The following is a 21,469-nucleotide window of genomic DNA, read 5'->3' on the forward strand; positions in this document are numbered from 1 at the left end:
ATTCAATGGGCTATAGCCAAGCGGTAAGGCAATGGACTTTGACTCCGTGATCGTTGGTTCGAATCCAGCTAGCCCAGTTTCTGAACAGGTGAAAAACCGAAGATAAGCTGATTCGAATAAATCAGCGGATCTTCGGTTTTTCATCATGCAGATTGATGAACCGTTTTCTTCTTCGATAACTTCAACAATTCTCCCGGGTTATAACCAATCACCAGCTTTTTGTTGTCTACTAGAATCGGGCGTCGCAAAAGCTTCGGCTTCTCGATTAAAAGTTCCAGCACCTCATTTACCGTCATTTCTTCAATGTTTAAATTTAAATTTTTGAAAGTCTGGCTTCTTGTCGCCAAAATTTCATCAATTCCTTCTGTCGTTAACGATAAAATGTACTTTAATTCTTCTATTGTCGGGGTTTCTCTGAATAAGTGCCGTTCGTTAAATTCAATTTGATGTGCTTTAAGCCAATGTTTTGTTTTTCGGCATGACGTGCAGCTTGGATATGAGTAAAAAGTTAATTGTTGTTCCATTCGTTTTTTCCTCCTCAGTTAACCATCTCTTTGTAGAATAACTACCCGGATCATTTTTCATTTAAACCATTTACAGAACTTTTTTCGGATTATTTTTTAAAAAACATTCATACAATAGAAAACACAATCAAAGGGACAAATTCCATTTGTATATTAATAATGAAAATGTTTACATTTCTAGGTGTGATCTATTATAATAACAGTCAGAGGGACTCTCGGGAGGGGATAAAAATGAATCGCATGTTCCGGGTGTTAGGATTTTGGACGGGAATTTTTGCAGTCATGTTTTATTTAGGTGATATGAAAGATGCTTCCCTTTTATTTTTTGGACAGACGATCTTATTTGTGTTTCTATCGTATTTGAACTTAACCGAACGCATGTATATTTATATTTTTGGCGCTTATTTAACAATTTTCTTCGCCGGCTTTACATATTACTCAATTTTTATTATGGTGCCCGGCGGCGGAGGCCATTAAATGCAGAAAGAGACAAACCTTATCGGTTTGTCTCTTTTTTTACAATGAAAACCCATTTAAAAACGGATTTTGGTCCTGCTCAGTCAGTACGTTTGTTTCAGGTCCATGGCCGCTTAACACCAGCGTGTGTTCCGGAAGCGTAAGCAGTTTTTCATGAATGGACGTCAGCAGCGTCTCTTGATCGCCGCCTATTAAATCCGTACGTCCTATACCGCCTTGGAACAAAACATCTCCGGAGATGACCAAGTCTGCATCTTTCACGTAGTAAGACACACTGCCTGGTGAATGCCCCGGCGTAAATAATGTTTCCAAATGAAACGGCCCGATATTCAACTCACCGTCACCTTCAATTAAATGATCTGCAGGCTTAGCTGTTACTTCTATCCCTCGCAGCATGCCGGAGCCATTTAAAGAAGCGTCCGTAAGCCAATTTTTTTCATTTTGATGCAGGTAAACAGGGATATCCCATTTTTCTCTCACTTCATCAAGCGCCCCAATATGGTCAAAATGGGCATGTGTAAGCAAAATGGCTAAAGGCGTCAGCCCTTTTTCTTTTATGTATTGATTGATTTTATGTCCCTCGCCGCCCGGATCAAAAATAAGGCATTGATCATCACTGATGAGAAAATATGCGTTCGCTTGAATCGGCCCTACTGGCATTCGTCTCCATTTCACTATTATCACCTCTTTCTTTTTTATGCTCTTATTATGAGGGTTTTTTAAAAAAGATTCAAACAATCGCAATGAAAACGCTATCGACAAACCTATAAAAAACAGGTAGAATAAAACTGGAAAGAATTGCAGGTTTTTCAATGTAAAGGGGGCTGTGTTATGTTACTTGTCGTGATTTTCGGCCTTGTCGCTCTTTTCGCTTTATGGGGAGTCTTGCGTTCTGTTAGAAATAAAAATATACTCGGGTTTTTATTAGCCGGTGCCACCTTATTTGTCTTTGGATGGTTTACCGTGATGACCGTAATAAACAGCGGGTATCCAACCGCACATTAAAACCTGTATCCGATCGGATACAGGTTTATTTTTATGGCTGTAAATGTTTATTGACACTTTCTATTTTGCTCTCAAGCGTCGTTTTTTTGTCACGCCTGTCATCGATGCGGATATTCGTTGCCACTCTGTGCAATCCTTTTTGAAATGGCGCTTCGTGAATTGCCTGAATGACTGCAAAAAGGTCACTGAGTTCTCCCTCAATCAGCGTATTCATCGGTGTCAGCTGATATTTGATTTTCCCTTCTGCTTGATATCCTTCTAATATCTTTTGCACATCGGCTACGTAAGCACTGACACTGGGTGTTTCCGTACCGATTGGGATAATGGTTACATCTGCGATAGCCATCGTTATTCCATCTCCTTTTGATCAATGATAAGTTGCTTCGTTTCATGTGATTTCAATAAAATAATTTGCTCAAAATGAAAGCCGTATAACGCATATTTCCCGTTCGGAGATATTTGAATCGGCTCCATTTCCCGCAGAGACACAAGATCTTTTGTCTCTCCCGATGCTACATTGATTGCTGCGAGCTTATATGCATCGCCGCTTTGTTTGAATGTATAAAACAGGCCTCCTGCTTCATCATAGTCATACTCCATTGGAGCCAAACTTGTATATTTCGCTTGGAGCGGCCATTTCGCTGTAACAGGTGATGTTGATTGCGGCGTTTTAAACTGATACGTCCCTTTTCCTCCGGAAGCTGATTTGACAGTAAAACTCATTTGATGGAAAGAATCGAAGAATAGAACGTTATCCTCAAGCTTCTGTTCCGTCTTAGAAGCTGTATCGAACGTATATAAAGGCCCTGTTTTATCGTCTCTTCCCTCTTTTACATAATCAAATGTATTTTTGGATGTCCAATGAATGAACGGAACCTGTACTGGGCTTAAGAAAGATTCGTCTTTTTTAGCATTCACCTGATATGTATGGAAATCCCAGTTTTCATTGAATTCCGTCACCATCATTTGATAAGGATCATACTGATTCCAAGCAGCTTCAAGCTCATACGTTTCGTAATCTTTTTCGTAAAGCGTCTCCCCTTCTGCATTAAGCAAAACCACTGCCGTCTTTTGGCTATGTGTGATTTGCAGCAGAATCATCTGCTCCCTCGCATTGATTTGAACATCAACGATTTGACCATCCGTTTGATAGAGCTTTTTCGCTTTGCCTGTAAAGATGCGGTACGCAAAAAGCTCTGTTTTCGTCGGATTAGACGCAGTATATAATATTGTGCTGTTATTCAGCCAGCCTTCCGCCCCATCCGCTTTTTCCGTGGAAAGCGGTATGATGTCTTTTTTCTCATCTTTTGCCGCCGATGCCTGTTTTTGCTGCTGATGAGATGGTTCGCATGCCGATAAACTAAACAGCAATACCGCCAGCAGAATAAAACAAACTGATCTCATCAGCATTCCCCTCCGATCATCTTTATTCTCTCATATTTGCTTCGGCAGAAAAAAGAAAAAGTTTCAGTTATTCATAAAAAAATAACGCCCTCCACAAGATGCCGCTTGTGGCGTTATATATGTGTGAAAACTGCTGAAACGGCAAAGGATTTTGGCCTTTTCCAAGTTCCACCGTATACCCTTCCTTAAAATAATGGTGAATAAACCAATCACGAAATCCAGCATAGCTGTCTATATCCCTTACTCCCTTATAAATGTTCCCGCTTAACTCCTCAAACTCCTTTATGACGGTAGCAGATTCCTCAGGCTCAAGGCCTTTATAGCCCCAATAAATTTCTTCTCCTTGAGTATGAAGAGCCAGCAGTCTGTCAGGCGGATTCTCCGTGATCAGCCGGTACATCGCAATAGATTCCGGCTCCGTAAGCGGAGAGATTCCCGGAAAATCGCGGTAGCTGGGTGCTGTCGGTTTTCGGTATTTTTCAATTTCCCATAATGATGGAAATTGTTTATTTAAATCAACCCCGTTTATATTCGCCTTCCATTCATTAAAATTCGGACGATGTTCATTTAGCCTTTCGAGCTCATCTCTTCTGGCTCCCATGACTTCTGATCCGTTTAAAACAAGATCAACGCCATCCGGATTGACAAGAGGAACGAGGGATAAGGATGTGCTGTTAAACAGTTTCATGGGAGAAAAGCCAAAGAAAGGCGAATTGCAGCATAATGACATACAGTATTCCTTAAACCATTTTAGCAGGACAGACGTTGTAATCCACTCATTCGCATGAAATGACGCGTTCATATGGACCTTTTTTACGGCATGCTCCCCACCAGCCTTCAGCTCCCAGATTGGCCTGCCGAGTACAGAACGGCCAATTTCCCGGCATGAGACAAACGGAAAAACATCAATAATCTTCTTTATTTCCTTTTCAACAGCTGAATCATCATAGATTTTCTCTTGCTCAATCCAGCTATCTGAAAGTTTCAGCTGCCGAGGCTGTAAAAAGCGCTTTATGTCCTGAATGGTTTGAAGCTCTTTGCCGCTATGCTCCTCTATCACATAACCAGGGCAATACAATTGATGTTTTTGTGCGGAGCGATTTGCACTTTTAAGCAATTCCTCGTCTATCTTCAGTTCTTTCGCCACATTGGCCAAATTGTTCTTGATCTCAGGTTTCACAGTAATAAACGCCATCATCATCCCCCTTTTTTGTTACTATATGACAGCGTATTTAAAAAAAGAAAGCCTCCCGCTCACTTCGATGCGGGAGACATTGTGATTATGATGCCTGATCAAGCATTTGTTTTTCTTTCCGCTTTGACGAATTGTCCAGCCTTTTCTGGTCATAAAATCGCAACAAATCCCCATAAATGATTTCATCAGAAAGTGATAGCTCCTGTTTTGCTTTATCAGCAAATGCTTCACATTGTTTTGTCTCTTCTAACGGTTTTCCCGTCTCTTTGTCATAACACGCACCGTCTGTATAAACAACCTGATCTGTGATAAAGCTCCCGTCCCGGAGCACCGTGAAGTCCAGTTTTTCGTCTGAAAGCAGATCGTTGCCGAATTGAATTTGATCTTTCGTATCAATCCCTAAAAGATTCATCAGCGTCGGCCTGATATCAATCTGCCCGCCTACTGTTTCAATGGTTTGCGGCTTTTTATCAGTAATACCCGGAATATGAATGACCAGCGGCACTTTTTGGAGCTGTACCTCTTCAAATGGGGTTATTTCTTTTCCTAAAAACTGCCCCATCGCTTCATTATGGTTTTCTGATATACCATAATGGTCACCATATAATACAATAACAGAGTTGTCGTATAACCCGTCTTCCTTCAGCTTTTCGATAAACCGTTTCAGCGCCTCATCCTGATAACGCACTGTCGGAAAATATTTATTTAGCGTCTGGCTGCTTGAATCATATTCATCAATCAATTGATCCTCTTCATCAAGATCAAACGGGAAGTGGTTCGTCAGTGTAATCAGCCTCGAGTAAAACGGCTGAGGCAGATTTTTCATCAGCTCTGAAGACTGCTCAAAAAATTCTTTATCCTTAAGTCCCCAGCCGACTGAATTTTCGTCAGTTACATCATACGAGTTAATATCAAAAAACGAATCATATCCAAATGAGTCGTACATTAAATCACGATTCCAAAAGCTCTTATTATTAGCGTGGAGCACCGCTGAATAGTATCCGCTGTTTTTCAAAATTTCAGGAGCGGCCATATATTGATTGCCCGCATTCGTAAAAAATACGGCACCTCGTCCAAGCGGATACAGTGAATTGTCCACGATAAATTCAGAATCCGAGGTTTTCCCCTGGCCTGTTTGGTGGTAAACATTATTAAAGTTGTAGCTCTGTTTTATAAAGTCATTCAGAAAAGGCGTGATTTCTTCTCCATTCAATTTTTCATTAATCACGAAGCTTTGCGTCGACTCTAAGGATACGAGAATGACGTTCCTTCCTTTTGCAGCGCCGAATAAGCGTTTGTTGGCATCCTTCGCATTAGCGGTTACGTAGTTTTCAATCTCCGTCAGGCTGTTGCTGTCTGCCAACGCTCTCTGTGCGGATTGCTTTGACTGAAGAACGCCATCGTAAATATGAAAATTAAACAGGCTAATGTTTTTAACAAGCATTTCTCTGTCAAATGAGCGTGTCAATAGCTGAGGTCTTTCCGCCTCAGACAAGCCTAGGTTGAAGAAATAAACAGAAGCAACGAACAAAAAATAAGCCGCCCGTTCATTTTTCGTTGAGGGAATGTCCGATTGAAAAGCTTTTTGCCGGATGTGAAGCCATATTAAAACCGCAATATCTACAGCTAATAGGAGGTCTGTCGGCTCAAGAAGTGTTCCGATGCTGCTTCCGAGATCACCCATATTGCTCGTTTGAAAAAGAACAGGGATTGTTAAGAAATCATTGTAAAAACGGTAAAAAACCATATTTGCCAGCAATACAAACGTGACAAGACAGCTCATCGCGATAATATAGCGATTTCTGTTTTTGCCTTTCAAAAACAGGCTGAGGCCAAAAATAAGCAACAAAAAACTCAATGGGTTGATAAACAGAATAAATTCCTGTGTTAGATTGTCGATTTTAATATGAAAACTGGTTTTGTAAACAGCATACGTTTTCAGCCACATCAATAAAATGGCAATCAGCATAAATGAAATCTTCGAAAAAAACGTTTTTCGCATTTCAACCTCCTATGCAGCACGCTCAAAAAAATCAGTCTATTCCCAACATTCTCATTAACACATCAAATTAAATCTTAACCTGAGCACAACAAAAAATCAATTTCATTTACACAATTTTAACAATTTTGATGTTTCAGCCATTCATTTTTAGCGATCCAAGCGCCTCCGATAACGCCGGCATCATTTCCAAGTGCTGCGATTGAAATATCAGCAGCTTGGGCTGCCCGCGGAAACGCGCATTTGCGGAATGTTTTCTCGACTTTTGATCTCAGCAGTTCTCCGGCTCTCGATACGCCGCCGCCAAGAACGATTTTGGATGGATTAAGCGAGCTTGCCAAATTTCCGAGCACCAAACCAAGATGCTTGGCTACATAATCAACCACCTCAAGGGCAATTTCATCATTTTCACCCGCCGCTTCAAACACATCCCGCGCTGACAATTGTTCGGTTGCTTTTAAACGTGTCGTCTTTTTAGCATTTGCTATTTTTTCTTTTGCAATTCTTACAATTCCGGTTGCTGACGCAATTGTTTCGATACAGCCCGTTTTGCCGCAGTTGCAGGGCGCTCCGCCTTCAGGGATGCTGCAAATATGGCCGATTTCTCCGCCGGCGCCATTTATACCATGTACAATTTCACCATTTGCAATGATGCCGCCGCCAACTCCTGTGCCAAGCGTCACGAGAATGACGTCTTTTGCGCCATCACCCGCTCCCTTCCACATTTCCCCGAGCGCAGCAATATTCGCGTCATTTTCTATAACAGCTGGGATGCCGGTTTCTGTCTCCAGATGGTTTTTCAAAGCATAATTTTCCCACCCTAGATTTACTGTTTCATAAACCACTCCTGCCGCCATATCTACAGGGCCTGGTGCACCCATTCCGATGTATTTGATGATGTGCTTCGGTTTTTGCAGCTCATCCAGCTTGCTGTCGATTGTTTTTGCAATTGTGACAGTAATCGTGTCGCCGGTTTTATCAGTCGGAACTTCCCACTTATGCTGAATTTCGCCATATTGATTAATAAAAGCGAGTTTAATCGTCGTTCCTCCCAGGTCAATGCCCGCAAACCATATCTCGTCCATTTTTATCACCTTAGCCTTTATAAAAATCTCTTCCGTTTTTTGTTTGTTCCAATTCTTTTCGAAGGACAGCTGCCGCTCTGGCCCACTGCTCCTTTTCAATCATGTGGTTCATGTATAATTCCTTTAATTCATCCAGCATAAACTCAATTTCAAGCTCTCTGTCTCCAAAATAAACAATGTGGCCAAACGTTTTTAACAGCTGCTGCACATCATAAAATGTATTCATTTTCCTCACCATTTCTTGAACTTAACTATCATAAGCGTATTCATAAGGAAGCGGTCAGTCAAGAAGAAAACGCTGACAAAAAAGCCAGCCTCCTTTCCATATTCCACCTCTATGATTCTTTATTGTTTTCAATTTGCCGCTGCAGCTCCTTGTAGCGCTGCTCCTTCGGCTTCAGTTTCACAGCCGTCTGGATGGCCTTTTCTGCTTGTGCAAGCTCATTTTTTTCCGCATACAATAACGCTAAATTGTAATAGGAAGCATGGTCTTTAGGTTCTTTTTTCACTGCTCGTTCCAAAAGGGAAACCGCCTGATCATATTCGCCGATTTGAATATCAGAAACAGCAAGAATTTTCAAAAGATCGGCAGAGGCATCTTTTTGCGCTGCTTCTCCGTTCAGCAATTCTGTTACTTCTTCATACTTTCCTTCCTGATACAGCTCGCTTGCCTGCTGAATCAGCGCTGACTCCTGGTGTGAAGGCGAATGCAATCCGTAATATAAAAATCCAACAGCCAAAGCAATCAGCAAAACCGCTGACAACAATCTTTTTCCAAAGGCTCCGGCTTTGGGCAACCCCAGTGCTGCTGCAGCGAAAAAGCCGCCAATCAAGCCGCCGATATGTCCTGAATTATCAATATTCGAAACCGCAAAACCAAAGCCCAGATTGATGATAATAATGACAATAATATTGGTTCCTATGGTTCTTAAAAACATTTTTCGATTAGACAAAGCAACATACAGTAATGCACCTAAGCATCCGAATATGGCTCCTGATGCCCCTGCCGAAGGATACGGGCTGAACACAAAACTCGCAATCGAACCCGTAATGCCAGCAGCCAGATAAATCAGCAAAAATCTCCCCGATCCATACATCCGCTCAACCGCTGTACCAACCGACCATAAAGCCAGCGTATTAAAAGCTAAATGCGCTATGCCGATGTGAAGCACGATCGGTGTCAGAAGCCGCCACCATTCTCCTTGTGCAATCAGGCTGTTTTCTTTTGCTCCAAAAGCCACCAGTGTCTCCGTATTAGTGCTGCCTCCGTTTATTTCGAGCAAGAAAAACATCAGGATCTGAAGCGCAATAAATAAATATGTAAAAGTCGGTTTTCCGTTTTGAAAAACCGCCGCTTCAGTTTTTCTCTGTTCTTCTTGTTTCAGCACTAGCGAAAGGAAGCGTTCTCGCGCCATTTGCGCGTTTTCAAACGAAGCGTGTTCCTCTGAACAATCTTCTGTACGAAATGATGGAAAAACCGCTTGAAGATCATCTCGAAGCATCGTTCCTCTAACGATCGCCGGCTCAACTGACACAGTTCCCTTCTCAAAAGTTTTTTTTGCAATCTCTTCCCAGTCATCAACAGGGGCTTCCGTTGAAAAAAACACATTCAGCAGTTTCATGCTTCGTCTGCCCAATTGATGTCTGACTCGTTCTACTCGTTCGGCCTGCTCTTCGATGTCTCTAACCATTTCTTGACGGAAATCAAGATCGTGCTTATAAAGACGAACTAGATCATAAGAGGACTTGTCCGGCGCTTCCAGCCATATTTCATCTGACTCGCCGGCTTGTATGACGCCATACCCGCTATTCACCAGGTGCGCCGCAATTTTCCAATATGTATACTCCAGCAAAAACATGTTTACCGCTCCAATAGTTTTTTTTCATTATAACAGCTGGCGCTCCGAAACGCCTACTGAAAGCAAAAAATCCCGTTTTTCACGGGATTTTAGAAAGCTTGCTGTATAAACTTATTGCGGATAAATGGAATTCTTAAAAACAAATGGATAAAAGACCGCCTGATTCCTGGCTGGCTGAGTACAGTATTCATAAGACGGTAGCGATTTTGATAAAACATGACGGCAGAAACCGCGAAAATGGCATATATCAAAAGTTTTTTCATGATATCCCTCCTGCCAATAGGGTTTGTTATTCTACCTTATTTATTCTCGAATAAGGGACAGGAAAGTTATGAAAAACAAGAAATAATCCGATCCTCTGTTATCAGCTTATGTACCGGGATGTCATGCGGCAGACGGGGTACGTGCGCAAACAACTGGCACTCCAAAAGCAAAGAGACTGTCTTCCCTTCATATTCACTTAAATAGCGATCATAATAGCCGCCTCCAAAGCCGACCCTAAACCCGTTAACATCAAAACAAACACCCGGAACGATCATCAAGTCAATTTGTGATGGGTTTACTTCTTTTGTTTTTTCAATTACCGGCTCGAGCAGTCCGGCGTACACGGTTTCGAGCTGATCATCAGTCTGATATGTGCGAAATTGCATTTTCTTCGTGTCCGGATGGCATTTTGGGATGCAAACTTGTTTCCCTTCTTCCCAAGCCTGCTCAATGACAGGACGCGTCGGTATCTCTAATCCTCTGGAAATAGTGACGGCAATGGTGCCGGCATTTTGCCACTCCGGCAGAGAAAACAAGTACTTATACATACGTTCCGTTTTTTGAAGAATATCTTCATTTGATAAAGCAGACAGTGCCTCCAGCGTCTTTTTTCTTAATTGTGATTTCATCTCTCATCCCCCTCGGAATAGAAAAAAAGCCAGAACCTTTTTCAAAGCTCTGGCTTTTTTCTTACACCTCAAACAGCAAAGCTGTTATTTTGTTTCACGGTGTAACGTAGATTTTTTATCACGTGGGCAATATTTTTTAAATTCAACGCGGTCTGGATTGTTGCGTTTGTTCTTTTTAGAAATATAGTTACGCTCACCACATTCAGTGCAAGCCAAAGTAATATTAACGCGCATTATTTTCCCTCCAAACTAAAATCATTTACTTATTCAGACTTATATATAATACCACTATAATGGACGGAATGCTAGGCTGTTTTTCAATGAATTGCTGAATTATTGAAGATACGCTCATAAAGCTGCAAATATGATGACATAATGAGTCGGGGGTGGTGGAGCTTGAACACTTGTTGTCTGCCAGCTTCTTTTATCCGGCGGGCTTTTTCCCGGTCTTTTAAAAAGCTGTCCAGCAGATCAGCCGCTTCCTGTACGAGCGTAAAATCAGCGATGATTGCCGTTTTGTCATGAACGGCATAATCACAAAAACCACCCGACTGAGAAACGACAGTCAGCACACCTTGTTCCATGCTTTCTTGCGCGGCAAGCCCAAACGGTTCATAAGAACTAGGGAAAACAGCCATTTCACAGTGAGACAGTAACGTTCTGATGTCTTTCCTATTGAGAAACGGCAGAAACATGACACGATCCTTCAGGTTATATGCCGCAGCCAATTTCTCATAGGAGGACAGAGACGGCCCCTCCCCAGCCAGCACTAGATAGAGGTCAGGCTGACGCTGCTTCAAGTTGGCAAATACCTTTAACAGCTGCGAAAATCCTTTTTCCGGAACGAACCTTCCATATGAAAAGAGGAATCTTCTATTTATGCTTCTTTGGATTTTCCCCTTCTCTTCCTCCATAGATGCAGGGCTTGGGATAACGGTTATTTTTTTATGTGCTGCCTTATTAAGAGACCGCTTCATAAATGTGCTTAATACGATCAATGCATCAGCGGATTCTATAAGGAGCCGTTCGGTCATGAGCCTGTATGGGTGTGGGGCTTCTCGGCACACCTTCTTCCTTTCGCTTTCAAGACCGTGGATTGTCGCAGCAAGCGGAAGGCCAAGCCGTTGTTTCAAATACTGGGCGGCAGGGGCAGTTGTGTCATCATGGGCATGAATCAGATCAAAGCGTTTATTGTGTGATAACACATGGCGAACCATTGTAAAGTTAGCATCAGCTATGTAATCTTCAAACTTCGCATACGAAAACAGCTGCCCGCTCGGAGTAAAAACCGTAATGTTGATATGAGGGTTTAAATAGGAAATGAGGCGGTTTAAATGGACACCGAGCCCGCTTTTCGGCTCATCGGGATGTTCGGGTGAAAGCATGAGAATGTTCACCGTTCTTTTTCCCCTCTCCCATAACAGGTGTATGCAGAAAATTGCGCCTCCCACCTGGTGTGCGCTTCTTCAATCTGAAAGCTGTTTATATGACGAATCCCATTTTCATCAAGATAGATGTCGTCTGTACCGGCAAGCTTGAGAGAGACATTCATTGAATTCACAATTCTGTATTCAGCCCGATATACAGCATCACCAGCCGCCTGTCTAATCGTCCATTCTCCTTTATCATACGTTGTGCGTTTTGTCCTGACAGCTTCAATGTCTTTTCTTTTGATGACAATGCGCAATTCTTTTATCATATCCTGCGTTTTTTCGAAAAGGACCGCTTCAGCCAGCCGCATTGTTTCTTCTGAGATTTCCCAGCTTACGGTCAAGGTGTGAGCGTTTTGAATGATTATGTCGAATGTGTCCCTAAAAAAGGAAAGCTTATGTCGTATATTATAGGGAAATGGGTGTTTATCCATGGACTCCTAACATTCTCCTTTCCAATCGTTCACTTCGTGTTCCTATTAAACCATTACATGAAGAAGAAGCGAAGAAAGATTTCTCGACAAAATCTCGTTTTTTTCGCGAATTCCTTTAGAAACTATTGGTTTTATGGTATAAAAAAGAAGGATAAAAAAAGAATAGAAGGTGATGAAACGTGGAAATTGCTATTATTGCGTTGTTTATCGTCAGTATAGCGCTAATTGCATTCTCATATTCTCAAAGAGACCCGATGAAAGATGTAGAACAGGAGCTCGAAACACTGCAGCTTTCTGCGATGCAGGAAATTTACAAGCTCAAAAAGAAAATGACAGTGCTTGAGGAAGAATTACTGGAAACAAACCTTGTCATTCGCAAATCAAAGCAGAACGACATCAATCAAAAAATCGCTAAACAAATACTTTCTAAATATAATAACGGTATGTCAGCTGAAGCGATTGCTAAAGCTGAGCATGTATCAGTGGAAGACGTGAATACGATTATCAAAGATAATGAGAAGGTGCTCGTATGACAAAACGGGGCATTCAGGCATTTGCTGGCGGCATCATTTTAGCGACAGCCGTTCTTGCAGCTGTTTTTTATCTGACTGACGAAGACCAGGCCGCTGCTGTAAAAGAAAATAAAACAGTAACTGAACAAGACGTGAACAATTACCTTGATTCTAAAAAAATGGTTTCTGTGAACCGTGATGAATATCAAAAACTTCTTGATTCAAAAGAGAAATCGTTGACCGATGACAGCAGCTCAGACACGAAAACAGACAAAGTCAAAACGTACAAGCTCAAAATTAAAGATGGCATGAGCACTGCGGATGTATCTGCTATTCTTGAAAAAGAGGGCATTATCTCTTCGGCTCAAGACTTTAATGACTATGTCATTGATGCCGGCTATCACAAAGAAATTCGTGCCGGCGAGTTTAAAGTAAAATCAGACATGAGTTTCAAAAAGATCGTAAAAACGTTAACACGATAAAAAAACAGGCTGACTCAGCCTGTTTTTTTCATCCAAACTTTCCTGAAATGTAATCGAGAGTTCTTTGGTCCTTCGGGTTAGAGAACATTTTATTCGTATTGTCGCATTCAACAAGCTCGCCCATGTAGAAAAAGGCGGTTTGATCAGAAACCCTTGCTGCCTGCTGCATGTTATGCGTGACAATGACAATTGTATATTTATTTTTCAGCTCTAGAATGAGTTCTTCAATTTTTCTCGTTGAGATTGGATCTAGTGCAGATGTCGGTTCATCCATCAGCAAAATATCAGGATTGGTCGCAAGTGCTCTGGCGATGCAAAGACGCTGCTGCTGGCCCCCTGACAGCGAAAGAGCGGACGTATGCAATCGATCCTTCACCTCATCCCATAACGCCACGTCTTTTAATGACTTTTCCACAATTTCCTGAAGCTTCTTCTTATTTTTGGTGCCGTGGACTCTCGGTCCGTAAGCCACATTATCAAAAATAGATTGCGGAAACGGATTCCCTTTTTGGAATACCATGCCGATATTTTTTCGCAAATCCACGATGTCCACTTTATCCTTTAAAATGTTGCTGCCATTATAGTTCAGCTCACCTGCAAGCTTTACATTCGGCGTCATTTGAATCATTAAATTCAATGTCTTGATAAAGGTCGATTTCCCGCATCCGGATGGACCGATAATCGCCGTAACCTCATTTTCATAAATGCTCAAATTGATATTTTTTAAAGCATGATGCTGTCCATACCATAAGTTCATTCCATTGACTTGATAGACTTCCTGTTTCATTACAGCTTCGGTAGCAATACTCATTGCCGCCCTCCTATCCGAATTTCCCGTTAATATAATCCTCTGTCTTTTGCTTTTTCGGACTCGTGAAAATCTGTTCGGTCTGTCCGTATTCTACAAGCTCGCCGTTTAAAAAGAATGCCGTCCGGTCAGAAACCCGCAGAGCCTGCTGCATATTGTGCGTGACAATAATAATTGAGTATTCTCTTTTCAATCCTGTAATTAATTCCTCTATTTTCGCATTTGAAATCGGATCAAGCGCTGAAGCTGGTTCATCAAGCAGAAGAACAGCCGGCTTCATCGCAAGTGTTCTCGCGATGCATAAACGCTGCTGCTGGCCGCCGGATAACGAGAGTGCGGATGAATGTAAACGATCCTTCACCTCATCCCAGAGGGCCGCTTTTGTTAAACTTTCTTCCACAATTTCATCTAAAACAGCTTTATTCCGCTCTCCGGCATATTTCAATGCATGTGTGATATTCGCATAGATCGATTTCGGAAATGGATTTGGTTTTTGAAAAACCATTCCGATTTCTCTTCTCAAGCTGACAACGTTAATATTGCCGCCCAATATATTTAATCCTTCATAAAGGATTTCACCTTCCGCTCTTGCAGATGGAATTAAATCGTTCATTCGGTTAATATTTCTCAAAAAAGTAGATTTTCCGCATCCCGACGGCCCAATTAAAGCAGTCACCGCATTTTTTTCAATATCCATGTTTACATGATGAACGGCTTGTTTATTTCCGTAAAAAATAGACAGATCTTTGACCTCAAGCACGTGATTCTGCTTCGGAACAATAACAGCTCGCTCAGGTTTTTCTTTTACCATTTGTTCAGACATGTTTTTCGCCTCTTTCCGTTCTAATTTGCCGTAAGCTTTTTGTAGATCATCGTGCCAAGCCATCTCGCCGCGAGATTAAACACAAGAACAGAAATCACCAGCACGGCAGAACCACCGTTGGCAATCGCTTCAGCATCCGGAATCATTCCTTGTGTATTGACGTTCCAAATGTGGACCGCAAGTGTTTCAGCGGGCCTGAAAATATTAAGCGGTGATGTTTCCGAAAACGGGTTCCACTCCGTAAAATTAAGACGCGGTGTTGTCAGGCCTGCCGTAAATAATAATGCGGCCGCTTCCCCGAACACCCTTCCTGACGCTAAAATTGCTCCTGTGATGATAGAAGGAATCGCACTTGGAATTAAAACTGTTTTTACGGTATGCCAGCGTGATACACCTAAAGCGAGAGAGGCTTCCTTCAGATCTTTAGGGACTGAACGGATCGCGTCTTCTGTCACACGCACCATGACAGGAAGGTTAAAAACAGTTAACGCAAGCGCTCCGCCTATGATCGTATATCCCCAGCCTGTTAAGTTGACAAACATCAATAATCCAAACATCCCAATGACAATAGACGGAAGAGATGAAAGCACCTCTATACATGTTCTGATGAAGTCAGTTACTTTGTTATTAGGCGCGTATTCAGCCATGAAGACTCCGCCGCCCACACCGAGCGGGATTGTAATCAGCATTGTAATAAACAAAATATAAAAGGAGTTAAACAGCTGATCTCGTATGCCTCCTCCAGCTGCAATGGCGCTCGATTTTGTTGTAATAAATTGAAAACTGAGCTGAGAAACACCGTTTATAATAATATAGGAAAACAAACCTACTAAAATGGCAGCGATAATGGCTGCACACAAACCAAACATTCCGGTCGCCAGTTTATCTGTTATTTTGCGGTTCATTACACTTTCCTCCTAGATGACAAGTAGCGAATAAGCAGGATGAACAAGAATGACATCACCAGAAGCACAAGCCCCATTGACCACAGCGTATTGTTTTCAACGCTTCCGTATGTGGTGTGACCCATATTCAGCGTGATGATCGTTGTCAGCGTTCCCGCAGTGTCAAACAGGCTTTCCGGCAATACTCTTGTATTTCCAATGACCATCTGAACAGCCAAAGCTTCACCGAACGCCCGAGCCATGCCTAACACAACAGCTGTCATCAATGTTGGAAAAGCTGCAGGCACAAGTACTTTTCTGATCGTCTGCCATCTTGTCGCACCGAGCGCGTAAGAACCCTCTCGTAAACTCTTCGGAAGAGAAGCCATTGCATCAGCAGAAATCGATGTGATCGTCGGCAGAATCATGACGGAAAGGACAATCGTTCCCGCCAATAAACTGTGCCCTGTTCCGCTCGATTTGAACTGGGCGATAAACGGCACCAATACTGTAAGACCTATGAATCCATAAACAACAGATGGAATACCGACTAAAAGCTCAATCACCGGCTGCAGCACTTTCTTTCCCCAATTCGGGGCAATCTCTGTCATAAAAATCGCACCTGCAATGCCAAGCGGCGCAGCGATTAGAGCAGAAAGAATCGTTACTGCAAATGAGCCAAAAATAAATGGCAGCACTCCGTATTTCGGATCACTATCTGTAGGATTCCAATTTAAGCTCGTTAAGAATTCAATTGGGCTTACACCATTTACAAGAAAAGATTGCAGCCCCTTCACGCCGAGGAAAATGGTGATTGCAACAGATGCCGCAATCATAATCAGCGCACATGCTGTCACAATCATTCTTCCCCGAACTTCATCCAATTGCCGATTTTGCCTTGAGCTGATTAAACGCTCGCTCACAGACATATTTTCTCTATTGTTTATCATTGTTTTACACTCCTATGAATGTGTTAAGAGGAGAAACGGTTGTCCCCGCACTCCTCTTTTTATTAAGATCAGCTTTGCTTCCCGTTGGCATCGCGTGTCACTTTCATATCAGTAACCGGAATGTAGCCTTGGTCAGTAACAATGCTTTTTTGAATGTCTTCACTCTTTAGATAATCAAGAAATTCTTTAGCTAAACCTGTCGCTTCACCTTTTGTATAAGAATGCTGATAAGCCCAGATCGGATACTCGCCAGTTGCTACATTTTTCGCTTCAGGTTTAACACCGTCAATAGATAGAGCAGTTACTTTATCATCTGTTAAATATGAGAATGCAAGATATCCAATCGCTCCCGAAGTATCAGCAATGATTTTTTTCACCGTGTTGGAGGAATCTTCAGTAATGCCTTCTGCAGGTTCTTCTCCGTCAAGCGCATATTTTACAAATGTAGCACGTGTGCCAGAAGAATCAGGACGGTTTACAAGTGTAATCTTTTGGTCTTTGCCGCCGAGCTCTTTCCAGTTTTTGATTTTTCCAGTGAAGATTTTTTTCAATTCATCTTTTGAAATATCCTTCACACCAGCATCAGGGTTTACAGCTGCTGCCATACCAACTACAGCGACTTGATGATCGACAAGCGCTTTTGCATCGATGCCTTCTTTTTCTTCAGCAAAAACGTCTGAATTCCCGATCTGAACAGCTCCTTCAGAGACTTGAGAAAGCCCTGTTCCAGAACCGCCAGCTTGTACCTGTATATCAGCATCAGGGTTTTCTTCCATAAATTTTTCCGCGGCTGCAAGTACTAGTGGCTGCATTGCCGATGAACCAGAAATGGTTAAAGAACCTGATGCCTTTTCTTCTCCTTTTGCAGAATCGCTATTCGATTTTTTACTTTCTCCTGCATTTCCGCATGCAGCTGCAATCATCATAAAAGCAGCCATCAGAAGCATAAGCACCAATTTGTTTTTTTTCATTTCCTGAATTCCCCCTGCGTATAATGTGTAATTTGTCCTACACGTATAGAGTAAAGGTTCTATGTAAAAAGGGTTTGAACCGAATGTTAAGGTTTTGTAAATCAGTGCGTTTTTTTGTATAAAAAAAACGCCCACATCATGTGAGCGTTTCTTTTTAGTTATCAGAAGACGTTGTGTTTTCTGCATTTTCTTCAATTTTGTCTTTATTCTTTTGCTGAGTATCTTCTTTGTCCTGCTTCGATTTCAGCTCAAAATATTTATCCATTACTTCCCTGCCGATTTCGTTTGTAATGGTATATTTAGCGCTGTAATCAATATAAGCCCAAGGGACTACTACAGAGATCGCAATCTCAGGATTATCAGCCGGTGCATAGGCAACAAGTGTCGTATTATAAGTCGATGTTCCTGTTTTTGATTTATCAGGTCCATCATAGAACGATTGTGCTGTTCCTGTTTTACCGGCAGGCTGATATGACGCTGAAGCAAATTGGCTGGCAGCTGTCCCTTTTGTCATCACCCGCCTGAATCCGGCCTGAACCTCTTTAATATATTCACTCTTCATGTCGATTTTATTCAGCACTTCCGGCTGAACGGATTGTACGACAGCACCGATCCCTCTTTTAGCATCAGGTTCTCTGACTTCCTTTACAAGCTGAGGCTTTAAGCGATATCCGCCGTTTGCAATCGTTGATACGTATTGCGCGAGTTCCAGCGGTGTATACGTGTCGTATTGGCCGATCGCATAGTCAAGCAAGAATCCCGTCAATCTGTCTGTTCCTTTATAGCCTGTCATTTCATTCGGAAGATCAATTCCAGTTTTGACACCCAGTCCAAATTGGCTGAAGTAATTACGGAACGTATCAAAGGCCGTCGTATCAATCGGTAAAGCCTGGTGCGGTTTATATTCACCTTTTCCGAGCGCGATCGCAGTTTTAAACATAAATACGTTGGAAGACTGCTCTAAGGCTCTTTGAATATTGACCGGTCCTAAGTTAGTCCATGACTTTTTACCGCGTTTATCCTGACTGCCGATATACAATGGTTCATCCTGAAAAACTGTATTCAGATTGATGGCTCCGGTTTGAAGGCCTGTCAAGACTGTTGCGCCTTTGACTGCTGAACCCATAGCGTAAGATGACGTCATTGTACCTAAAGCGTAATCATCAATTTTATATTTCCCATTTTCTTGTTTAATCTGCTTGCCCGCCATTGAAAGCACTTCACCGTTTCTTGGGTCCATCATGACAACGAATGCCCGGTCTAACAATTGAGTGCTTGGTCTTGCTTTAGCAGATTTGAGGTTCTTCTCAATGATTTTTTCCACTTCTTTTTGCAAATCAATGTCAATCGTAAGCACGAGATCCTTACCGGCTTTGCCTTCAGATACCGTTTTTGTTCCCGTGACATTGCCGTTTGAATCTGTGATATTTTCGACTTTGGCTTTTTGTCCCTGCAGAAGGCTTTCATATTGGTATTCCAAATAGCTTTTTCCGACCCTGTCATTACGGCTGTAGCCAAGCGACAGATAATGGTCGAGCAAGTTGGACGGCAATCCTTCATTAGAGCTGGAAACACTTCCGAGCACTGAGCGAAGAAGGTTTTTATACGGATATTCACGTTCCCAATCGGACGTGACATCAACACCTGGCAGTTCGTCTAAATGTTCACTTACCACTGCCATTTCCTTCGCTGATACATCTTCGTTTTTGATATATTGAGGGGTCAATGCATAGCCCGAATCCATCTGTCTTTTGATAGCGAGGATCTGCATATCTTTATCCGTCAATTCATTCAGCTGCTTATCAGTAATCCGTTTTAGCTGAAGCTGGTATAAATCGTCATCGGATATTTTTTTGTCTTCAACCTGCTGTCTTTCTTTAGAGCTAATGAGCTTTTTCGCTTCTTTCGGTCTAGTCAAAATCCAATAATCTTTTTTATCCCGTTCTGTTACTTTTTTTGTATCGACTTTGATCATGTCAGACAGCTTTTTTGCGATCTTTAAGCGCTGTTCTTGCGTGGTCGATTTAGATCTCGTGTATGTGATTGCATTTAAAGCCTTATTTGTCACAATGGCATTAAAGTTTCGATCATAAATTTTCCCGCGCGGTACCGCTGAGCTGACTTCACTTTGTTCTTGCTTATTCGCTTGGTTTTTGTAATCATCGCCTTGCACGATCTGCTTGATGCCCAGTTCCACAATAATCCAGGTAAATATAACAAAGGCAGCTAAAAATAAAATATTCAGCCGGATCGGAAGCGACTTCTTTTTCTCTTTTTGATTTTGCTTTTTTGGTTTATTTCTCCTCATAACATCACCTTTTCTATTTACAGAAAGAAAAGACACTCAAGTAAGAGTGCCAGTTTTCATTTTAAAGGTTTTTTCGACTTTTTTCTACAGATAACCCCTTTTTGGCAAAAAAATTATCTCTCGCCTTTTAACAGGGTCGGTTCTGTTACCCGTTTTTGGCCGTCTTCTTCCATGGTTTCATTTTCCCCTTCTTTCTCCTTAAAACGGATATCCTTGACAAAGTAATAAATCAAAGGATGTCCTATACCCAATATCGCAAGTGACAAAGGAATTCCCACATCCTCTTTCAGAAGGGCCACAATCAGGAGAAAGCACAAAATGGAAACAATTCTGCCGGCGTTCAAGAACATTTCTCTAAGCACGATATATTCAATTCTTGCTTTTCTGGCATGCCTCGCGCGCCCTATCACATCATATGTAAGTGATACATATGGCACAAGCAACAGAGGATAGCCGATGGCAATAAAAGCGCCGTACGTTAATAATGTCGAAAAGCTCATATGGAACAGAATCAAAAACAGCGCGCCATACAAAATAAGTCCGCCCAGCAAAATCGATTTTTTTCTCGCCTTTTTCTTAATCAGCCTGGATGCAAAGTAGTAGGCAAAGAAGGAAACAGCTGAATTGACAAGACCGAATGTACCGAGAGCAAGTTCGCTGTTTGTCTCAATAAATACAAACACACTGATTAAAAAGACAAAAATCCCTTCTCTCAAACCCTGAAAAAAATGCGCATTCGTGATTCTCCGCCAATTCATATTGCTATGGCGCTCTCCAAATACTTTACTCAGCATAAAACGGCCCTTTGATTCTCTCCGTTTTAAGAAAAAGCTCATCACGACAGCCAGGGCAAATAAACTGAGGGAGAGACTGAAAATCACTGTATAACCCGTATTATTTTCAAGCCTTGAGATCACGAATCCGGCTACAATCGGGCCGATCATTCCTGCAGAGGAAGACAGAATGCCCATAAACCCGTTGAAAAAGTCTCGTGTATCCGGCTCTGTTATTTCAAAGGTCAGTACGTTAAACGCTAGCCAATAAAAGCCATAGCCAACTCCGAGCACCGCGCCGATTAGCACGAGGCGGCTGGCCGCCGTTTCTCCGGCTAAAAGCACACTTAAATAAAAGGCAGCTAAAAAAATGACGCCGAACCTTAAAATGAATACCCTGTCTATTTTTTTGGCTAACCGTCCAGCCAAATAAAAGGTTATCGGCTGCATTGTCACAATGGATAAATTATATATCGCCAAATCAATAAATTTCCCTGACTGCTTCCAAAGATACACATTAACAAATGTATTGGACAGTGCAATTCCCAGTGAGTAAAGCCCGCCAATGGTCAGCAGAAAGAGTAACCCTTTGTTTACGTCTACATCGCCTATCACTTTTTTTAGTTTGCTCATTACTGACTCCCCTTTACTAT

25 protein-coding genes and 1 tRNA gene are annotated in these 21,469 nt (G+C 42.0%); 5 read left to right on the forward strand and 21 right to left on the reverse strand.

Annotated features, from left to right (window positions below; all coding sequences use genetic code 11):
* Nucleotides 1–6 precede the first annotated feature (6 nt).
* A tRNA-Gln gene (locus tag MHI44_RS03000) sits at nucleotides 7–77 on the forward strand.
* A 66-nt stretch (nucleotides 78–143) separates the two neighbouring features.
* Here the strand turns inward: MHI44_RS03000 and mgsR are convergent.
* Nucleotides 144–524 carry a transcriptional regulator MgsR gene (mgsR, locus tag MHI44_RS03005; RefSeq protein WP_014477337.1) on the reverse strand — a complete coding sequence of 127 codons (381 nt, stop codon included), beginning with the start codon at nucleotides 522–524 and terminating at the stop codon, nucleotides 144–146.
* 231 nt (nucleotides 525–755) lie between these two features.
* On the opposite strand from mgsR, the gene MHI44_RS03010 reads away from it, so the two are divergent.
* Entirely contained in the window at nucleotides 756–1,001 is a 246-nt protein-coding gene (locus MHI44_RS03010) for a DUF2626 domain-containing protein (RefSeq protein WP_003226300.1), read from the forward strand.
* A gap of 39 nt (nucleotides 1,002–1,040) precedes the next feature.
* Here the strand turns inward: MHI44_RS03010 and MHI44_RS03015 are convergent, their stop codons facing one another.
* Nucleotides 1,041–1,676 (reverse strand): MBL fold metallo-hydrolase, encoded by a 636-nt coding sequence (locus tag MHI44_RS03015; RefSeq protein ID WP_042976503.1) that lies wholly within the window; start codon nucleotides 1,674–1,676, stop codon nucleotides 1,041–1,043.
* A gap of 156 nt (nucleotides 1,677–1,832) precedes the next feature.
* Here MHI44_RS03015 and MHI44_RS03020 point away from each other — a divergent pair, with 156 nt between their 5' ends.
* Nucleotides 1,833–2,006, forward strand: coding sequence for a DUF2759 family protein (locus MHI44_RS03020; RefSeq protein ID WP_003230141.1), 174 nt, complete (start codon nucleotides 1,833–1,835; stop codon nucleotides 2,004–2,006).
* 31 nt (nucleotides 2,007–2,037) lie between these two features.
* Here the strand turns inward: MHI44_RS03020 and MHI44_RS03025 are convergent, their stop codons facing one another.
* The 12 genes from MHI44_RS03025 to MHI44_RS03080 form a co-directional block, all read right to left on the reverse strand.
* Entirely contained in the window at nucleotides 2,038–2,352 is a 315-nt protein-coding gene (locus tag MHI44_RS03025; RefSeq protein ID WP_003230139.1) for an MTH1187 family thiamine-binding protein, read from the reverse strand.
* Between the two features lie 2 nt (nucleotides 2,353–2,354).
* Nucleotides 2,355–3,416 (reverse strand): hypothetical protein, encoded by a 1,062-nt coding sequence (locus MHI44_RS03030; RefSeq protein WP_339202840.1) that lies wholly within the window; start codon nucleotides 3,414–3,416, stop codon nucleotides 2,355–2,357.
* Between the two features lie 61 nt (nucleotides 3,417–3,477).
* A complete protein-coding gene (locus MHI44_RS03035) occupies nucleotides 3,478–4,608 on the reverse strand; it encodes a M14 family metallocarboxypeptidase (RefSeq protein WP_339203506.1) in 1,131 nt (376 codons plus the stop codon).
* Nucleotides 4,609–4,690: 82 nt separating this feature from the next.
* Nucleotides 4,691–6,607 carry an LTA synthase family protein gene (locus MHI44_RS03040; protein ID WP_003230133.1) on the reverse strand — a complete coding sequence of 639 codons (1,917 nt, stop codon included), beginning with the start codon at nucleotides 6,605–6,607 and terminating at the stop codon, nucleotides 4,691–4,693.
* A gap of 116 nt (nucleotides 6,608–6,723) precedes the next feature.
* Nucleotides 6,724–7,689 (reverse strand): glucose kinase GlcK, encoded by a 966-nt coding sequence (gene glcK, locus MHI44_RS03045; protein ID WP_130572563.1) that lies wholly within the window; start codon nucleotides 7,687–7,689, stop codon nucleotides 6,724–6,726.
* A gap of 10 nt (nucleotides 7,690–7,699) precedes the next feature.
* Nucleotides 7,700–7,915 (reverse strand): YqgQ family protein, encoded by a 216-nt coding sequence (locus MHI44_RS03050; protein ID WP_004399107.1) that lies wholly within the window; start codon nucleotides 7,913–7,915, stop codon nucleotides 7,700–7,702.
* 109 nt (nucleotides 7,916–8,024) lie between these two features.
* Complete coding sequence (yqgP, locus tag MHI44_RS03055; RefSeq protein ID WP_128441727.1) at nucleotides 8,025–9,548, reverse strand: rhomboid protease YqgP; 1,524 nt, start codon at nucleotides 9,546–9,548, stop codon at nucleotides 8,025–8,027.
* A gap of 89 nt (nucleotides 9,549–9,637) precedes the next feature.
* Nucleotides 9,638–9,811, reverse strand: coding sequence for a hypothetical protein (locus tag MHI44_RS03060; RefSeq protein WP_003230126.1), 174 nt, complete (start codon nucleotides 9,809–9,811; stop codon nucleotides 9,638–9,640).
* Between the two features lie 66 nt (nucleotides 9,812–9,877).
* A complete protein-coding gene (locus MHI44_RS03065; protein ID WP_003230122.1) occupies nucleotides 9,878–10,441 on the reverse strand; it encodes a 5-formyltetrahydrofolate cyclo-ligase in 564 nt (187 codons plus the stop codon).
* A gap of 84 nt (nucleotides 10,442–10,525) precedes the next feature.
* Entirely contained in the window at nucleotides 10,526–10,675 is a 150-nt protein-coding gene (rpmG, locus tag MHI44_RS03070) for a 50S ribosomal protein L33 (RefSeq protein WP_003153056.1), read from the reverse strand.
* Nucleotides 10,676–10,758: 83 nt separating this feature from the next.
* Nucleotides 10,759–11,838: a glycosyltransferase family 4 protein gene (locus tag MHI44_RS03075; protein ID WP_339202844.1), complete on the reverse strand. Its 1,080-nt coding sequence runs from the start codon at nucleotides 11,836–11,838 to the stop codon at nucleotides 10,759–10,761.
* Nucleotides 11,835–12,305 carry a hypothetical protein gene (locus tag MHI44_RS03080; RefSeq protein WP_009967744.1) on the reverse strand — a complete coding sequence of 157 codons (471 nt, stop codon included), beginning with the start codon at nucleotides 12,303–12,305 and terminating at the stop codon, nucleotides 11,835–11,837. The genes MHI44_RS03075 and MHI44_RS03080 overlap by 4 nt, the downstream gene beginning before the upstream one ends.
* Before the next feature lie 179 nt (nucleotides 12,306–12,484).
* On the opposite strand from MHI44_RS03080, the gene MHI44_RS03085 reads away from it, so the two are divergent.
* A complete protein-coding gene (locus MHI44_RS03085) occupies nucleotides 12,485–12,838 on the forward strand; it encodes a hypothetical protein (RefSeq protein ID WP_003245993.1) in 354 nt (117 codons plus the stop codon).
* Nucleotides 12,835–13,299 carry an endolytic transglycosylase MltG gene (locus MHI44_RS03090; RefSeq protein ID WP_042976512.1) on the forward strand — a complete coding sequence of 155 codons (465 nt, stop codon included), beginning with the start codon at nucleotides 12,835–12,837 and terminating at the stop codon, nucleotides 13,297–13,299. Before MHI44_RS03085 ends, MHI44_RS03090 begins: the two co-directional genes overlap by 4 nt.
* A 28-nt stretch (nucleotides 13,300–13,327) precedes the next feature.
* On the opposite strand, the gene pstB (MHI44_RS03095) is transcribed toward MHI44_RS03090, so the two are convergent.
* The 7 genes from pstB (MHI44_RS03095) to MHI44_RS03125 all read right to left on the reverse strand — a co-directional run bounded on the left by pstB (MHI44_RS03095) (nucleotide 13,328) and on the right by MHI44_RS03125 (nucleotide 21,449).
* Nucleotides 13,328–14,110 (reverse strand): phosphate ABC transporter ATP-binding protein PstB, encoded by a 783-nt coding sequence (gene pstB, locus MHI44_RS03095; protein ID WP_014480273.1) that lies wholly within the window; start codon nucleotides 14,108–14,110, stop codon nucleotides 13,328–13,330.
* A gap of 10 nt (nucleotides 14,111–14,120) precedes the next feature.
* Nucleotides 14,121–14,930 carry a phosphate ABC transporter ATP-binding protein PstB gene (gene pstB, locus MHI44_RS03100; protein ID WP_015384102.1) on the reverse strand — a complete coding sequence of 270 codons (810 nt, stop codon included), beginning with the start codon at nucleotides 14,928–14,930 and terminating at the stop codon, nucleotides 14,121–14,123.
* A 20-nt stretch (nucleotides 14,931–14,950) separates the two neighbouring features.
* Entirely contained in the window at nucleotides 14,951–15,835 is an 885-nt protein-coding gene (pstA, locus tag MHI44_RS03105) for a phosphate ABC transporter permease PstA (protein ID WP_003230103.1), read from the reverse strand.
* Nucleotides 15,835–16,764: a phosphate ABC transporter permease subunit PstC gene (gene pstC, locus MHI44_RS03110; RefSeq protein ID WP_014477352.1), complete on the reverse strand. Its 930-nt coding sequence runs from the start codon at nucleotides 16,762–16,764 to the stop codon at nucleotides 15,835–15,837. The genes pstA and pstC overlap by 1 nt, the downstream gene beginning before the upstream one ends.
* A gap of 68 nt (nucleotides 16,765–16,832) precedes the next feature.
* On the reverse strand, nucleotides 16,833–17,735 hold the full coding sequence (locus MHI44_RS03115; protein ID WP_339202847.1) for a phosphate ABC transporter substrate-binding protein: 903 nt from the start codon (nucleotides 17,733–17,735) through the stop codon (nucleotides 16,833–16,835).
* A gap of 154 nt (nucleotides 17,736–17,889) precedes the next feature.
* The gene (gene pbpA / locus MHI44_RS03120; RefSeq protein WP_339202849.1) at nucleotides 17,890–20,043 is read right to left on the reverse strand and encodes a penicillin-binding protein 2A; all 2,154 of its coding nucleotides are present in this window, start codon (nucleotides 20,041–20,043) and stop codon (nucleotides 17,890–17,892) included.
* A 113-nt stretch (nucleotides 20,044–20,156) separates the two neighbouring features.
* Nucleotides 20,157–21,449: an MFS transporter gene (locus MHI44_RS03125; protein WP_339202851.1), complete on the reverse strand. Its 1,293-nt coding sequence runs from the start codon at nucleotides 21,447–21,449 to the stop codon at nucleotides 20,157–20,159.
* Nucleotides 21,450–21,469: the final 20 nt, after the last annotated feature.

It is taken from the genome of Bacillus sp. FSL K6-1366, from assembly GCF_037976695.1.
Lineage (GTDB): Bacteria > Bacillota > Bacilli > Bacillales > Bacillaceae > Bacillus > Bacillus subtilis.

Coding starts and splice junctions, on each gene's coding strand:
- glcK (WP_130572563.1), bottom strand. CDS start 7,689: ATGGACGAGATATGGTTTGCGGGCATTGACCTGGGAGGAACGACGATT.
- yqgP (WP_128441727.1), bottom strand. CDS start 9,548: ATGTTTTTGCTGGAGTATACATATTGGAAAATTGCGGCGCACCTGGTG.
- rpmG (WP_003153056.1), bottom strand. CDS start 10,675: ATGCGCGTTAATATTACTTTGGCTTGCACTGAATGTGGTGAGCGTAAC.
- pstC (WP_014477352.1), bottom strand. CDS start 16,764: ATGATAAACAATAGAGAAAATATGTCTGTGAGCGAGCGTTTAATCAGC.
- pstA (WP_003230103.1), bottom strand. CDS start 15,835: ATGAACCGCAAAATAACAGATAAACTGGCGACCGGAATGTTTGGTTTG.
- MHI44_RS03020 (WP_003230141.1), top strand. CDS start 1,833: ATGTTACTTGTCGTGATTTTCGGCCTTGTCGCTCTTTTCGCTTTATGG.
- MHI44_RS03065 (WP_003230122.1), bottom strand. CDS start 10,441: ATGAAATCACAATTAAGAAAAAAGACGCTGGAGGCACTGTCTGCTTTA.
- MHI44_RS03030 (WP_339202840.1), bottom strand. CDS start 3,416: ATGCTGATGAGATCAGTTTGTTTTATTCTGCTGGCGGTATTGCTGTTT.
- MHI44_RS03060 (WP_003230126.1), bottom strand. CDS start 9,811: ATGAAAAAACTTTTGATATATGCCATTTTCGCGGTTTCTGCCGTCATG.
- MHI44_RS03090 (WP_042976512.1), top strand. CDS start 12,835: ATGACAAAACGGGGCATTCAGGCATTTGCTGGCGGCATCATTTTAGCG.
- MHI44_RS03010 (WP_003226300.1), top strand. CDS start 756: ATGAATCGCATGTTCCGGGTGTTAGGATTTTGGACGGGAATTTTTGCA.
- MHI44_RS03025 (WP_003230139.1), bottom strand. CDS start 2,352: ATGGCTATCGCAGATGTAACCATTATCCCAATCGGTACGGAAACACCC.
- pstB (WP_014480273.1), bottom strand. CDS start 14,110: ATGAGTATTGCTACCGAAGCTGTAATGAAACAGGAAGTCTATCAAGTC.
- pstB (WP_015384102.1), bottom strand. CDS start 14,930: ATGTCTGAACAAATGGTAAAAGAAAAACCTGAGCGAGCTGTTATTGTT.
- pbpA (WP_339202849.1), bottom strand. CDS start 20,043: ATGAGGAGAAATAAACCAAAAAAGCAAAATCAAAAAGAGAAAAAGAAG.
- MHI44_RS03040 (WP_003230133.1), bottom strand. CDS start 6,607: ATGCGAAAAACGTTTTTTTCGAAGATTTCATTTATGCTGATTGCCATT.
- MHI44_RS03050 (WP_004399107.1), bottom strand. CDS start 7,915: ATGAATACATTTTATGATGTGCAGCAGCTGTTAAAAACGTTTGGCCAC.
- MHI44_RS03035 (WP_339203506.1), bottom strand. CDS start 4,608: ATGATGGCGTTTATTACTGTGAAACCTGAGATCAAGAACAATTTGGCC.
- MHI44_RS03115 (WP_339202847.1), bottom strand. CDS start 17,735: ATGAAAAAAAACAAATTGGTGCTTATGCTTCTGATGGCTGCTTTTATG.
- MHI44_RS03125 (WP_339202851.1), bottom strand. CDS start 21,449: ATGAGCAAACTAAAAAAAGTGATAGGCGATGTAGACGTAAACAAAGGG.
- MHI44_RS03080 (WP_009967744.1), bottom strand. CDS start 12,305: ATGGATAAACACCCATTTCCCTATAATATACGACATAAGCTTTCCTTT.
- mgsR (WP_014477337.1), bottom strand. CDS start 524: ATGGAACAACAATTAACTTTTTACTCATATCCAAGCTGCACGTCATGC.